The organism is Serratia sp. H402Y, assembly GCF_051172415.1.
GTDB classification, from domain to species: Bacteria; Pseudomonadota; Gammaproteobacteria; order Enterobacterales; family Enterobacteriaceae; genus Serratia; species Serratia ureilytica.
Genome location: NZ_JBPIYZ010000001.1, coordinates 835,607 through 850,847, shown reverse-complemented (window position 1 = coordinate 850,847; position 15,241 = coordinate 835,607). Strand labels below are relative to the sequence as shown.

Below are 15,241 nucleotides of genomic sequence, written 5' to 3'. Positions count from 1 at the left end.
TTTACTCATTATCACCCTCTACGCCAAACCGCTGATGGTACCAACGGGGCATTAATTGTTCGCGAAAGCCTTTAATTTGCCAATCGTTGTCGAAAAAAAGTACCGATAACTGGCCGGAGCGCGTCGTATCGCGCCATATAATGCCATTTGCCCGGTATCTGGCGACCACTTTACGCGCCGGCAAACGCCATTTGTTGTAACGAGATGCTGACGCCAATGCCGCCTGAGGATTGACCGCACGCAGAAACGGCGGCGTGGAAGAGGTTTTGCTGCCATGATGCCCCACCTGCAACACCGTCGCCGCCAAGCGATCGCGCCGCAATCGGAGCAGCTGCGCCTCCGCCTTTTTTTCCGCGTCGCCGGTCAGCAGCAGGCTGTGTTTCCCGTCGTCGATACGGATCACGCAAGAGTCGTCATTGCCCGGCTTTTTACGCGTTTTCGGCGGCCACAGCACTTCGAATTGCAACCCTTGCCAGCGCCAGCGCTCACCGGCGACGCAGGGCAAGTGCCCCTCCCCGCGCATCGGGCTGCGTATCGTAGCCTCTGGAAACGCCCGTCGCACCGTCGGCAGGCCACCGGTATGATCGAGATGATCATGGCTGATAATGATCTGTTCCAATTCAATCCCCCGCCAGTTCAACATTGGCAAAATATGCCGTTCGGCGGCGCTGCCGCCTGGCCAACGATCGCCGGCATCGTACAGTATTCCCTTGCCGTTTCGCTCAATGACCACCGCCAAGCCGTGCCCGACATCGAGCATATCGACTCGCCAGCGGTATCCCGGCTCTTTTTCCCGCCACAGCACACAGCATATCGCTATCGTCGCCAGCCCCGGTGCATAACGCCGCCACCAATGAAAGCGCCAACAGACGACGATGAGCCACCCCGCCGCGCTGGCCAGCAGCGAGGCAGCCCCCAGATCCACCCAACCGCGTTGCAGGTAATGCAGCGGCACAAACACCCAGTACAGCGTGAAGTCCGCCAGCCACCATAGCCCGTAGCTTAACGAGGGAAAGAAGCCAAATATCACCGCCAGCAAAATCAGCGGCACCGTCACCAATGAGACAATAGGTACCGCCCACAGATTGGCGGGTAGCGAGGTCAGCGTCAGGCCCAGAAACAGCGCGGCCTGCATCGGCACCAAGAGCAGCGTCATGCCAAGCTGAATATGCAGCCAGCGCACCGGCGCCCAATACCAGGCCGACCGGAATCGCTCACCGAGCGGCGCCCATTCAAACCAAAAAATCAGGCAACCTACCGCCAGCACCGATAGCCAGAAACTGTCTGACAATACCGCCAGCGGATCGCACAGCAAAATCAGCCCAATACACCATAGCCACACCTGCCAGGAAGAACAATGAACGCCGCGCAGGCGCAGCAACATCCACAATGTCATGGCCAACACGGTACGCACCGCCGGCGGCTGGGCGCCCACCAACCAGACATAGATCAGCGTCGCCACCCAGCCCGCGACCAGGGGAAAACGATAGCCAATCAGATGGGAGGGCAGAAAAAACTGCAGCGCCCGCAGCGCAGCCCAGAACAAAATGGCGACCATCGCCACATGAAGCCCTGAAATGGCCATTAAATGCGCAATGCCGGTTTTCAGCATCAGCGTGCGTAAAGGCTGTTCCAGCGCGGTTCGCTCCCCAAACGCCAGCGCCAACAATACCGCCTTGTAACGCAGCTCACCGATGTTGGTTTCCGCATGGCTGATTATGCGCTGACGCAGGCTACAACCGCCATCCAGCAAACGGGCCTGCCTGACCAGGCCCGTCAACGGCTGGCGCTGTGCGATCGCCCAACGTTGGCTGTCGAAGCCCCCTTCATTGAGCTTACCGTGCACCGGCCGCAAGCGCAGTTTCAATTGCCAACGCTGCCCGGCGCACAACCGCTGCTGTTCCGGGGCCCATAGCGTGGTAAACATCAATGCAGGCGCCAGCCAATGGCCATCGATTCGCTCGATACGCATCAGCGTCTGCTTGCTGGCAGCCGGATTCAACGCGATGCTGCTTACCTGCACCACCGCCGTCACTTCCGGCCCGCGGCTCAAACGCTCCATTTGCCCGATCAGGCTTCCGGCATTGAAAACCGCCCACGCGAACCCCAACCCCAGGCAGGCCAAATAACGGCAGAATGGCCTGCGCAGCAGTAAACAGACAAAAAGCAAAAGCGGCCACAGCAGCCATTGCTCAGGCAACTGCGGTAAAACCAACAGCGGCAGGATGCCGCAGATAACGGCGAATATCGCCAGATCCAGCGAAATTTTGATCGCTTTTCTCCCATCGGCTCCGCCATGAGCAAAAACGCGTCACGGCAAGCAAGCAGGATCATTCAGGCGACACGTCGCCGCCAGCGGGCTTTAACGAAGATGCGCTGAACATGGCAGGATAAGAGAGATCTTTGCAGGAGCCACATCGTCAATGCGGCGCAGTACGCAACTCGCGAGCGTGTCGCGGAGAATTGCAGGCGAAAAAAAACGGCGCCTTACAGGCACCGTTTTATATTCTTTTCAAGCAACAACGCTATGAGCAGTCAGCGACTAGCCATAGATATTGGCGCGGTCACGCAACTCTTTGCCTGGTTTGAAGTGAGGAACGTACTTGCCGTCCAGCTCAACTTTGTCACCGGTTTTCGGGTTGCGACCTACACGCGGGGCACGGTAGTGAAGAGAAAAACTGCCGAATCCGCGGATCTCAATGCGTTCGCCCTCGGCCAGCGTAGCGGCCATGTGCTCAAGCATCTCTTTCACTGCATCCTCAACGGCCTTCGCCGGAATATGAGATTGCTGGCCAGCAAGTCTTTCAATAAGTTCAGACTTGGTCATAGTACCTCCAAGCTTTGCAGCTAAACTACCGTATCGGGGCGGTCAGAGACCGCCCCCCGTCATTACTCGCCTTTAGCCGCTTTGAAAGCTTCAGCCATTGCGTTAGAGAAGTTGCCTTCTTCCTGTTTGTTGTTAACAGTTGCGATGGCGTCTTTCTCGTCAGCTTCGTCCTTAGCACGTACGGACAGGCTTACAACGCGGTTCTTACGGTCAACGCCGGTGAATTTAGCTTCAACTTCGTCACCTACGTTCAGAACCAGAGTTGCATCTTCAATGCGGTCGCGAGAGGCTTCAGATGCACGCAGGTAACCTTCTACGCCGCCTGCCAATTCAACTGTAGCACCTTTGGCGTCAACTGCAGTGACTTTACCAGTAACAATAGCACCTTTCTTGTTCATAGACAGGTAGTTATTGAACGGGTCTTCAGCCAGTTGCTTCACGCCCAGGGAGATACGCTCGCGCTCTGCGTCAACTTGCAGAACAACCGCAGCGATTTCGTCGCCTTTCTTGTATTCACGTACTGCTTCTTCGCCTGCAACGTTCCAGGAGATGTCAGACAGGTGAACCAGGCCGTCGATGCCGCCGTCCAGGCCGATGAAGATACCGAAGTCAGTGATAGACTTGATTTTACCTTCAACGCGGTCGCCCTTGTTGTGGGTCTCTGCGAACTGCTGCCATGGGTTGGATTTGCACTGCTTCAGGCCCAGGGAGATACGACGACGTTCTTCATCGATGTCCAGAACCATCACTTCCACTACGTCGCCCACGTTAACAACTTTAGACGGATGGATGTTTTTGTTGGTCCAATCCATTTCAGAAACGTGTACCAGACCTTCAACGCCTTCTTCGATTTCTACGAAGCAGCCGTAATCAGTCAGGTTGGTTACACGGCCAGTCAGCTTGGTGCCTTCTGGGTAACGTTTCGCGATAGCAACCCATGGATCTTCGCCCAGCTGTTTCAGGCCCAGGGATACACGAGTACGCTCGCGGTCGAACTTCAGCACTTTAACAGTGATTTCATCGCCAACGTTGACGATTTCGCTTGGATGCTTAACGCGTTTCCAAGCCATGTCAGTGATGTGCAGCAGGCCGTCTACGCCGCCCAGATCAACGAATGCACCGTAGTCAGTGAGGTTCTTAACGATACCTTTAACTTCCATGCCTTCCTGCAGGTTTTCCAGCAGTTGATCGCGCTCAGCGCTGTTCTCGGATTCGATAACCGCACGGCGAGAAACGACAACGTTGTTGCGCTTCTGATCCAGCTTGATGACTTTGAACTCAAGCTCTTTGCCTTCCAGGTGCAGAGTGTCACGTACCGGACGCACGTCAACCAGGGAACCTGGCAGGAACGCGCGGATGCCGTTCAGCTCGACGGTGAAGCCACCCTTCACTTTGCCGTTGATAACACCGGTTACAGTCTCAGCTTCTTCGTAGGCTTTTTCCAGCGTGATCCAAGCTTCGTGACGCTTAGCTTTCTCACGGGACAGCAGGGTTTCACCGAAGCCGTCTTCAACAGCATCCAGAGCAACGTCAACTTCGTCACCAACCTGGATTTCCAGCTCGCCCTGGGCGTTTTTGAATTGCTCAGCCGGGATGGCAGACTCAGATTTCAGACCGGCGTCAACCAGTACGATATCTTTGTCGATAGCAACAACGACGCCACGAACGATGGAACCCGGGCGGGTTTCGATTTCTTTTAAGGATTCTTCAAAGAGTTGAGCGAAAGATTCAGTCATGTTGTTAATCTTCAGGGTTCTTTAGTTTAACGTCCATTTAGCGTCCCGCCGAATGGGGTTGTTTCACATACCCCGCCATTGGCTCCATGCCGACAGGGTTTAAGGTTACAGGGGTAAAATTTTACCCGATATATTGCGATACCGCTATGACAAATATGACAAAAAGCCAATAGCGCCGCCGCGCTTATTGCTGCGGCAACGCCAACACTTTCTGTGCATACGTCAACGCCTGCCGGATCACTTCTTCGATCGACATGCTGGTAGAATCCAGCACGAGGGCGTCAGAAGCGGGCACCAGAGGCGCGATAGGCCGATTACGGTCACGGTCGTCCCGTTCCTTTATCTCGGCTAAAAGACGTTCAAAGTTAACATTAAAGCCCTTTTCCTGCAACTGCAGCATGCGGCGGTGCGCGCGCTCCTCCGAGCTGGCGTCGAGGAAAATCTTGACCGGCGCGTCCGGAAACACCACCGTGCCCATGTCGCGGCCATCGGCAATCAGGCCGGGCGCCTCGCGAAACGCGCGCTGGCGGCGCAGCAGCGCCTCGCGCACGCGCGGAAACGCCGCCGCTTGCGACGCAGTGTTGCCGACGGTTTCGGTGCGGATCTCATTGCTGACGTCCTCACCTTCCAAAATCACTTGCAGCTTGCCGTCCTGGGCAACGAAGCGAACATCGAGATGTGCGGCCAGCGGAACCAGCGCTTCCTCAGAAGTGATATCCACCTGATGATGCAACGCCGCCAGCGCCAGCACGCGATAGATCGCGCCGGAATCCAGCAAACGCCAACCAAGGGACTCGGCCAACGCTTTACATAGCGTGCCTTTGCCTGCGCCACTTGGTCCATCAACGGTTATCACCGGGGCTGTAGCCGTCATTTCTCTCTCCTTCAGGTAGAAAACCTCACAGAGACACGGCGCGCTTCGACTCGAAGCCCGGGTGCTCTGTCACCTGCCCAATCAGGGGCAAATACGGTGGCGTATTATACGCTGCCCTACGGCGATCTGTTACCCTGGAACTGTCCGGTTGTTGAAAATAAGCGCACAACCGCGAAAAAGTATAGAAGAAACGCCGGTCGCCGGGGGTTAAAAACGATAAAGGCCCGCAAAGGGGCCTTAAAAGAAATGATCTGACGGTTACGCCGGCTGGCTGATGCGCGCCAGCTGTTCGAAATAGTCCGGGAAGGTTTTCGCGGTGCACTTCGGATCGAGAATCGTCACCGGGGTATCCGACAACGCCACCAGCGAGAAGCACATCGCCATGCGGTGATCGTTGTAGGTACCGATCTCGGCGAACTGCAGCTTGGCCGGCGGCACGACGTGAATGTAGTCTTCGCCCTCGTCAACTTCCGCCCCCACTTTACGCAGCTCGGTGGCCATCGCCGCCAGACGGTCAGTTTCCTTTACCCGCCAGTTGTAGATATTGCGGATGGTGGTCGGCCCCTCGGCGAACAGCGCCGCGGTGGCGATGGTCATCGCCGCATCCGGAATGTGGTTCATGTCCATATCGATGCCGCGCAGTTCACCGCGGCTGCACTCGATAAAATCGTCGCCCCAGGTGATGCGCGCCCCCATCTTCTCCAACACATCGGCGAATTTGGTGTCACCCTGCACGCTTTTGCGGCCGATGCCGGTCACGCGCACGGTGCCGCCCTTGATCGCCGCCGCCGCCAGGAAGTAAGAGGCGGAAGAAGCGTCGCCCTCAACCAGGTAGTCGCCCGGCGCGATATACGTCTGGCGCCCCTGGATATGGAACACCCGGTAGTTGTCGTGGCTCACCGATACGCCGAAGGTGCGCATCAGGTGCAGCGTGATGTCGATGTAGGGCTTGGAAACCAGCTCGCCCTTGATGTGGATCTGCGTATCCTGCGGCGCCAGCGGCGCAGTCATCAACAACGCGGTCAGGAACTGGCTGGAGACGCTGCCGTCAACGGTGACGTCGCCGCCCTGGAAACCGCCGCGCAGGCGAATCGGCGGGTAATCGGTCTGTTCGAGGTAATCAATCTGCGCCCCGCCCTGGCGCAACGCGTCCACCAAATGGCCGATCGGACGTTCTTTCATGCGGGGTTCCCCGGTCAGCACCACGTCGCCTTCGCCGAGGCACAGCGCCGCCGCCAGTGGGCGCATCGCGGTGCCGGCGTTGCCGAGGAACAGTTCCAGCGGCTGGTCGGCCACCAGCGGCCCGGCCACGCCGGTCACTTCACACACGGTGCGGTCGGCGGAAAGCCGGTAGTTCACGCCCAACGCCTGCAGCGCATTCAGCATATGACGCACGTCGTCGCTGTCCAGCAGGTTGGTCAGCCGGGTCGTTCCCTCCGCCAGCGCCGCCAGCAGCAGAGCACGGTTGGAAACGCTCTTGGAGCCGGGTAAGTTGACGGTGCCATTGACCAGGGCGACCGGTTGTAACGTCAGGGAATCCACCATGTGAACAAAACTCTCCAATTCTGATAAACGAAACGGCTCCGGAATAATGCCGGAGCCGCTTTAATGCAAAAGGACAACAGCCTGGTCAGCCCGCGCCCGGCGAGCTGACGGGATCAACCGTGACGACGTTCGAAATCGGTCATAAAGTCGGTCAGCGCCTGTACGCCGGCCAGCGGCATGGCATTGTAAATAGAAGCGCGCATGCCGCCAACTACCCGGTGACCTTTCAGCGCCTGCAGGCCGATGGCCTCGGCTTCGCTGAGGAACACCTTGTCCAGCGCCGCATCGGTCAGCTGGAACGGCACGTTCATCCACGAGCGGTTGGCGATCGCCACCTGGCTGCGGTAGAAGTCGGATTTATCGATGGTCGCATACAGCAACTCGGCCTTGGCCTGATTGCGTTTTTGCATCTCCACCAGGCCGCCCTGCTCTTTCAGCCATTTGAACACCAGCCCGGACAGGTACCAGGCGAAGGTCGGCGGGGTGTTGAACATCGAATCGTTCTCGGCCAACACGGTGTAATCGAGGATCGACGGCACTTCTTTACGCGCCTTGCCCAACAGATCGTCACGCACAATCACCAGCGTCAGGCCGGCCGGGCCGATATTTTTCTGTGCGCCGGCGTAAATCACGCCGAAGCGGCTGACGTCGAGCGGGCGGGACAGGATGGTCGAGGAGTAATCGCCGATCACCACTTTGTCGCCGAAGTCCGGCGTTTCATCGATGGCTACGCCGTCGATGGTTTCATTTGGGCAATAATGCACGTAAGCCGCGTCGTTGCTCAGCTGCCACTCTTTCATCGGCTTGATGCCGCTCAGGCCGTCGATGCGGGTTTTCACGTCGATGACGTTCGGGGTGCAATACTTTTCCGCTTCCTTGATGGCGCTGTGCGCCCAATAGCCGCCGTCGATGTAGTCGGCGGTGGCCTTGTCGCCCAGCAGGTTCAGCGGCAGCGCGGCGAATTGCGCGCGGGCGCCGCCGTGGCAAAACAGCACTTTATAGTTGGAGGGGACTTTCAGCAGATCGCGCAGATCCTGTTCCGCCTGCTCGGCAACGGCGATGAATTCTTTGCTGCGGTGACTGATCTCCATCACTGACGTTCCCAGGCCGTGCCAGTTGCACAGTTCCTGTTCCGCACGACGCAACACTTCCACCGGCAGCATCGCCGGGCCAGAGCTAAAATTATAAACCTGAGTCATTTCCCCTCACCACATTCACTGTTCGCCGCAGAAAAGCGACCTGTCGAAAAGACGCCCGAAGTTAACGCTCGCGTTAACCAACCCTTCGGTTTTATCACTCACGCCCCATGGCTGCAACGCTTATTCGCCCGCCGGCGGCAAACAGGCGCACCGGGTGATGACAGGCTCTGCGGTCGGCGCGTTTTTTTGGACGATAAAACCCTGCGACATGGGGAAATTCAGCGGGTTAACGCGGTGTTTTATGCTGTATTCAGCCGAGATGGCTGCGGGAGCCCGGACGGCCCCCGCAGGAGAGAAAACGATCAGTACTGATTGAACATTTGCTGGATCTGCTTCGCATCTTTCGTTTGCGTCAACGCCAGCTGCAGCAGAATGCGGGCCTTTTGCGGATTCAGCGTGCCGGCGGCCACGAAGCCGTACTTGGCGTCGTCCACTTCCGCATCCTCCGTGGTGGCGCCGGTCGGCACGCGCGAAGAACGCACTACCGCCACGCCGCTGTGCGCCGCCGTCGCCAGGGTGTCGAACACGGTTTTATACAGGTTGCCGTTGCCGACCCCGGCGCTGACGATGCCCTGGTACCCTTCGGCGATCAACGCCTTGACCGGCGCATCAGAGGCGTTGGCGTAGTTGTAAATGATGCCGACCTTCGGCAGTTCGTTCAGCTTGCTGACGTCGAACGGCGTCTCCCGGGTGTGCTTGCGCTGTGGCGAACGCTGATAATCGATCTTGCCGTTGTGGATATACCCGAGCGGGCCGAAGTTCGGCGACTGGAAGGTTTGCACGGCGGTGGTGCTGGTTTTGGTGACATCTCGTGCGTCCAGCACGCTGTCGTTCATCGCCACCAGCACCCCGCGGTTGGCCGATTGCGGATCCGCCGCCGTCACCACCGCGTTATACAGATTGAACGGGCCGTCGGCGCTCATCGCCGTCGCCGGCCGCATCGCCCCGACCAGCACTACCGGCTTGTCGCACTTCACCGTCAGATCGAGGAAATAGGCCGTCTCTTCCAGCGTATCGGTGCCGTGGGTGATGACGAAGCCGTCGGTTTTGCCGCAGTCGGCGTCAATTTTCTTCGCCAACGTCAGCCAGACCTGATCGTTCATGTCCTGCGAGCCGATGTTAACCACCTGCTCCCCCTGCACGTTGGCGATGTTCTTCAGCGCCGGCACCGCATCGACCAGCGCATCGACGCCCAGTTTGCCCGCGGTATAGTTGGATTTCGTCGCCGAATCGCCGCCGCCGGCGATGGTGCCGCCGGTCGCCAGCAGGGTGATGTTGGGCAGCGCCAGCGCCGAGGCGCTGACGCCGGTCAACAAAAGGGTTAACACGCTGAGTTTCACTGATTTCATTAGATTTCTCCGTGACAGATAACTCGCTGAATTATGGCCTTTATCCTTAAAAAAACTGTGACTTTACCGCCGCTTTAGGAATACGTGGAGCTCCAGCGTAAAACCCCGTATCATTGCGCGTTTTTAGTACGCGCAAAAAGTGAAGACAATGACGCAAACTTTTATCCCCGGTAAAGACGCCGCCCTGGAAGATTCCATCGCCCGTTTCCAGCAGAAACTGAGCGATCTCGGTTTCAACATCGAAGAAGCCTCCTGGCTGAACCCGGTGCCGCACGTATGGTCGGTGCACATTCGCGATCGCGATTGCCCGCTGTGCTTCACCAACGGCAAAGGCGCCAGCAAAAAAGCCGCGTTGGCCTCTGCGCTGGGTGAATATTTCGAGCGCCTGTCCACCAACTACTTCTTCGCCGATTTCTATCTGGGCAAGCAGATCGCCGAAGGCGACTTCGTGCACTACCCGAATGAGAAATGGTTCCCGATCCCGGCGGACGATGCGCTGCCGGCCGGCATCCTCGACGAGCGTCTGCACGCCTTCTACGATCCGCAACAAGAGCTGAGCGCCAGCGATCTTGTCGATCTGCAGTCCGGCAATGCCGATCGCGGCATCTGCGCGCTGCCGTTCACCCGTCAGTCCGATCAGCAAACGGTATACATTCCGATGAACATCATCGGCAACCTGTATGTTTCCAACGGCATGTCCGCCGGCAACACCGCCAACGAAGCGCGCGTGCAGGGCCTGTCGGAAGTGTTCGAGCGCTATGTGAAAAACCGCATTATCGCCGAATCCATCAGCCTGCCGGCGATCCCGGACGAGGTGCTGAACCGCTACCCGGGCGTGGTGGAAGCCATCGCCAAGCTGGAAGAGGAAGGTTTCCCAATCCTCTCCTACGACGCCTCGCTGGGCGGCAACTACCCGGTGATCTGCGTGGTGCTGTTCAACCCGACCAACGGCACCTGCTTCGCCTCGTTCGGCGCGCACCCGGACTTCGGCGTGGCGCTGGAGCGCACGGTGACCGAACTGCTGCAGGGCCGCAGCCTGAAAGATCTCGACGTGTTCACCGCGCCGACCTTCGATGACGAAGAAGTGGCGGAACACACCAACCTGGAAACGCACTTCATCGACTCCAGCGGCCTGATCTCCTGGGATCTGTTCAAGCAGGACGCGGACTATCCGTTCGTTGACTGGAACTTCAGCGGCAGCACGCAGGAAGAGTTCGCCACCCTGATAAGCATCTTCGACAAAAAAGACGCGGAAGTGTACATCGCCGACTACGAACACCTGGGCGTCTACGCTTGCCGCATCATCGTGCCGGGCATGTCCGATATCTACCCGGCGGAAGACCTGCTGCTGGCCAACAACAGCATGGGCGCGCACCTGCGCGATACGCTGCTGGCGTTGCCGGGCAGCGAGTGGGAGCCGGAAGAATACCTGGCGCTGATCGAGCAGTTGGACGACGAAGGGCTGGACGATTTCACCCGCGTACGCGAACTGCTGGGCATTGCCAGCGGCAAAGACAACGCCTGGTATACCCTGCGCGTGGGCGAGCTGAAGTCGATGCTGGCGCTGGCGGGCGGCGATCTGGATCAGGCGCTGATTTGGACCGAATGGACGCAGGACTTCAACGCCTCGGTGCTGAGCCCGGCGCGCAGCAACTACTACCGTTGCCTGCAAACGCTGTTGCTGCTGGCGCAGGAGCCTGAGCGCGAAGCGGCGCAATACTATACCGCGTTCGTGAAAATGTACGGCCAGGAAGCGGTGGACGCGGCCTCGGCCGCCATCAGCGGTGAAGAACGCTTCAACGGGCTGTTCGCCGTCGATGCCGATCTGAAGGCGTTGCCGGCCCATCAGGCGCTGCTGGCGGCCTACGAGAAGCTGCAGGCGGCCAAGCGCCGTCACTGGGCCAAGGCCTAATCGCCATTGGGGGTACCGCCACTTTTGGGGTACCCTCCCCGGTCAAACGCCGCACTCCGCTGCGGCGTTTTCATTTTGCGGTTTATTTCAACGCATCCTGTTTTATTTTCCCGCAGGAAAATAGGCGGTTAAACGAGCATAAGAATAAATAAACCGGCGATTGTTGCCGGACGGTGAAATAATAATTAACCGATAATTAAACTTTCAGCGACGAACGGCGACAAAACGCCTAAAAATTTAACTTTGACACCCTCGGCACATCGGGTGGATTCAAAAAAAATTGCAAACATTAAAAAATTGTTTTTTGTTTAAATTCAATAAATTAACCATAAAAACCACACAGAAAACATGCCATTTTGGCGCTCTACTTCCCCGCCTTATGATCCAAATCAAATTTTCCCCTATACTGCTTTGCTAGTATCTCATTGCGTTGTTTTAACCCTTAAGAGCGAGAGTTAGTTTGAAAACTGACAGCCCATTCGATCTGATTTTACCTGCGGCAACGGCGAAAATCGCTGAAGATGCCGGCGTGTATAAAGCCACCAAACATCCGCTGAAAACGTTTTATTTGGCGATCACCGCCGGTGTCTTCATTTCCATCGCCTTCGTTTTCTACATCACGGCGACCACCGGCACCGCCGGCGTGCCTTTCGGGCTGGCTAAACTGGTCGGCGGCATCTGTTTCTCTCTCGGGTTAATGCTGGTGGTGGTGTCGGGCGCCGACCTGTTCACCTCTACCGTGCTTATCGTCATCGCCAAGGCCAGCGGCCGCATCAGCTGGGGCCAACTGGGCGCCAACTGGCTGAACGTTTATCTCGGCAACCTGGTCGGCGCGCTGTTCTTCGTGGCGCTGATCTGGTTCTCCGGCGAGTATATGGTCGCCAACGGCCAGTGGGGCCTGAATGTTCTGCAAACCGCGGACCACAAGCTGCATCACACCTTTATCGAAGCCGTCTGCCTCGGCATTCTGGCTAACCTGATGGTCTGCCTGGCGGTCTGGATGAGCTACTCCGGCCGTACCCTGACCGACAAGATGCTCGCCATGGTGCTGCCGGTCGGTATGTTTGTCGCCAGCGGCTTCGAACACAGCATCGCCAACATGTTTATGATCCCTATGGGCATCGTGGTCAAACACTTCGCCACGCCGGAATTCTGGCAAGCCGTAGGGGCGGTACCTGAGCAATTCGCTCATCTGACAGTAAGCAATTTCATCATCGACAACCTGATTCCGGTCACCATTGGTAACATCATCGGCGGCGGTCTGCTGGTTGGGTTGACTTACTGGGTAATTTATCTGCGCGGGGGCCGCGAACAGCACTAAGCTGTGAGTTACCGCGCGCAGAGTTAGAAATCCACAATCAAAGGTAGGTGTACAATGACCGAACTTAACGAGAAATTAGCCAACGCTTGGGAAGGTTTCAGCAAGGGTGACTGGCAGAATGAAGTCAACGTTCGTGACTTCATCCAGAAAAACTACACGCCTTATGAAGGTGACGAATCCTTCCTGGCTGGCGCAACTCAAGCCACCACCACCTTGTGGGACAAGGTTATGGAAGGGATCAAACTGGAAAACCGCACTCATGCGCCGGTTGATTTCGACACCAACGTTGCTTCAACCATCGTTTCTCACGACGCGGGTTACATCGCCAAAGAGCTGGAAACCATCGTGGGTCTGCAGACCGACGCCCCTCTGAAACGCGCGCTGATCCCGTTCGGCGGCATCAAAATGGTCGAAGGTTCGTGCAAAGTGTACGGCCGCGAACTGGATCCGCAGCTGAAAAAAGTGTTCACCGAATACCGTAAAACCCACAACCAGGGCGTATTCGACGTTTACACCAAAGACATCCTGAACTGCCGTAAATCCGGCGTGCTGACCGGTCTGCCAGACGCTTACGGCCGTGGCCGCATCATCGGCGACTACCGCCGCGTGGCGCTGTACGGCATCGACTTCCTGATGGCCGACAAGCTGAACCAGTTCAAATCGCTGCAGGAAAAACTGGAAAACGGCGAAGACCTGGAAATGACCATCCAGCTGCGCGAAGAGATCGCTGAACAGCATCGCGCTCTGGCTCAGATCAAAGAGATGGCCGCCAAATACGGTTACGACATCTCCGGCCCGGCCACCAGCGCCCAAGAAGCGGTGCAGTGGACCTACTTCGGCTACCTGGCCGCGGTGAAATCCCAGAACGGCGCCGCCATGTCCTTCGGCCGCGTGTCCACCTTCCTCGACGTGTTCATCGAACGCGACATCAAGGCGGGCAAACTGACCGAAGAGCAAGCGCAGGAACTGATTGACCACCTGGTGATGAAACTGCGTATGGTGCGCTTCCTGCGTACCCCTGAGTACGATGAACTGTTCTCCGGCGACCCAATCTGGGCGACTGAATCCCTGGCCGGTATGGGCGTCGACGGCCGTACCCTGGTCACCAAAAACAGCTTCCGCTTCCTGAACACCCTGTACACCATGGGGCCGTCTCCGGAGCCGAACATGACCATCCTGTGGTCTGAGAAGCTGCCGCTGAACTTCAAGAAATTCGCGGCGAAAGTGTCCATCGACACCTCTTCCGTACAGTACGAAAACGACGACCTGATGCGTCCTGACTTCAACAACGATGACTACGCCATCGCCTGTTGCGTCAGCCCGATGATCGTCGGTAAGCAAATGCAGTTCTTCGGCGCCCGCGCCAACCTGGCGAAAACCATGCTGTACGCCATCAACGGCGGCGTTGACGAGAAACTGAAAATGCAGGTCGGCCCGAAAGAAGCGCCGATGATGGACGAAGTGCTGGACTATGACAAAGTCATGGCCCGCATGGACCACTTTATGGATTGGCTGGCCAAGCAGTACGTGACCGCGCTGAACATCATTCACTACATGCACGACAAGTACAGCTACGAAGCTGCGCTGATGGCGCTGCATGACCGTGACGTTTATCGCACCATGGCTTGCGGCATAGCCGGTCTGTCCGTTGCGGCCGACTCCCTGTCCGCCATCAAGTACGCGAAAGTCACCACCATTCGCGACGAAGACGGCCTGGCTATCGACTTTAAAGTGGAAGGCGAGTATCCGCAGTTCGGTAACAACGACGCCCGCGTCGATGACATCGCCTGCGACCTGGTGGAACGTTTCATGAAGAAAATTCAGAAACTGCGCACCTACCGCAACGCGGTACCGACCCAGTCCGTACTGACCATCACCTCCAACGTGGTGTACGGTAAGAAAACCGGTAACACCCCGGATGGCCGCCGCGCAGGCGCACCGTTCGGCCCAGGTGCCAACCCGATGCACGGCCGTGACCAGAAAGGTGCAGTCGCCTCCCTGACCTCGGTAGCCAAACTGCCGTTTGCCTACGCGAAAGACGGGATCTCCTACACCTTCTCCATCGTGCCTAACGCGCTGGGTAAAGACGACGACGTGCGTAAAGCCAACCTGGCGGGCCTGATGGATGGTTACTTCCACCATGAAGCCTCCATCGAAGGCGGTCAGCATCTGAACGTCAACGTAATGAACCGCGAAATGCTGCTGGACGCGATGGAAAATCCTGAGAAATACCCTCAGCTGACCATCCGCGTCTCCGGTTACGCCGTGCGCTTCAACTCGCTGACCAAAGAGCAACAGCAGGACGTCATTACTCGTACCTTCACTCAAACGATGTAATAACGCCGACCGGGCGGGAAACCGCCCGGTGCCAACGTCAGGGCCGGTTCTGCCGGCCCTTTTCTCCCACCGCTCTCCCCTGACTCTGTACGAGTCTGTTTTGCCGGACATCTATACTTAAATGGATAGCTGGCAAAACAG

The 15,241-nt window shown here is 57.6% G+C and carries 10 protein-coding genes; 3 read left to right on the top strand and 7 right to left on the bottom strand.

Annotated features, from left to right (window positions below; all coding sequences use genetic code 11):
* Position 1: 1 nt before the first annotated feature.
* The 7 genes from ACSBQS_RS04215 to ansB all read right to left on the bottom strand — a co-directional run bounded on the left by ACSBQS_RS04215 (position 2) and on the right by ansB (position 9,530).
* Positions 2–2,227 carry a ComEC family protein gene (locus tag ACSBQS_RS04215; protein ID WP_405051136.1) on the bottom strand — a complete coding sequence of 742 codons (2,226 nt, stop codon included), beginning with the start codon at positions 2,225–2,227 and terminating at the stop codon, positions 2–4.
* A 315-nt stretch (positions 2,228–2,542) separates the two neighbouring features.
* A complete protein-coding gene (gene ihfB / locus ACSBQS_RS04210; protein WP_004928264.1) occupies positions 2,543–2,827 on the bottom strand; it encodes an integration host factor subunit beta in 285 nt (94 codons plus the stop codon).
* Positions 2,828–2,889: 62 nt separating this feature from the next.
* Positions 2,890–4,563, bottom strand: coding sequence for a 30S ribosomal protein S1 (rpsA, locus tag ACSBQS_RS04205; RefSeq protein WP_004928267.1), 1,674 nt, complete (start codon positions 4,561–4,563; stop codon positions 2,890–2,892).
* A gap of 184 nt (positions 4,564–4,747) precedes the next feature.
* Positions 4,748–5,437: a (d)CMP kinase gene (cmk, locus tag ACSBQS_RS04200; RefSeq protein ID WP_004928270.1), complete on the bottom strand. Its 690-nt coding sequence runs from the start codon at positions 5,435–5,437 to the stop codon at positions 4,748–4,750.
* Positions 5,438–5,695: 258 nt separating this feature from the next.
* Positions 5,696–6,982 (bottom strand): 3-phosphoshikimate 1-carboxyvinyltransferase, encoded by a 1,287-nt coding sequence (aroA, locus tag ACSBQS_RS04195; RefSeq protein ID WP_046686772.1) that lies wholly within the window; start codon positions 6,980–6,982, stop codon positions 5,696–5,698.
* Positions 6,983–7,095: 113 nt separating this feature from the next.
* On the bottom strand, positions 7,096–8,181 hold the full coding sequence (serC, locus tag ACSBQS_RS04190) for a 3-phosphoserine/phosphohydroxythreonine transaminase (RefSeq protein ID WP_099783660.1): 1,086 nt from the start codon (positions 8,179–8,181) through the stop codon (positions 7,096–7,098).
* A 302-nt stretch (positions 8,182–8,483) separates the two neighbouring features.
* On the bottom strand, positions 8,484–9,530 hold the full coding sequence (gene ansB, locus ACSBQS_RS04185) for an L-asparaginase 2 (RefSeq protein ID WP_434989736.1): 1,047 nt from the start codon (positions 9,528–9,530) through the stop codon (positions 8,484–8,486).
* A gap of 148 nt (positions 9,531–9,678) precedes the next feature.
* On the opposite strand from ansB, the gene ycaO reads away from it, so the two are divergent.
* The 3 genes from ycaO to pflB all read left to right on the top strand — a co-directional run bounded on the left by ycaO (position 9,679) and on the right by pflB (position 15,100).
* Positions 9,679–11,442, top strand: a complete 1,764-nt coding sequence (gene ycaO, locus ACSBQS_RS04180; protein ID WP_197666405.1) for a 30S ribosomal protein S12 methylthiotransferase accessory factor YcaO — start codon at positions 9,679–9,681, stop codon at positions 11,440–11,442.
* A gap of 460 nt (positions 11,443–11,902) precedes the next feature.
* Positions 11,903–12,763, top strand: coding sequence for a formate transporter FocA (gene focA, locus ACSBQS_RS04175; RefSeq protein WP_019454548.1), 861 nt, complete (start codon positions 11,903–11,905; stop codon positions 12,761–12,763).
* 54 nt (positions 12,764–12,817) lie between these two features.
* Complete coding sequence (gene pflB, locus ACSBQS_RS04170; protein ID WP_004928286.1) at positions 12,818–15,100, top strand: formate C-acetyltransferase; 2,283 nt, start codon at positions 12,818–12,820, stop codon at positions 15,098–15,100.
* The last annotated feature ends 141 nt before the right edge of the window (positions 15,101–15,241 follow it).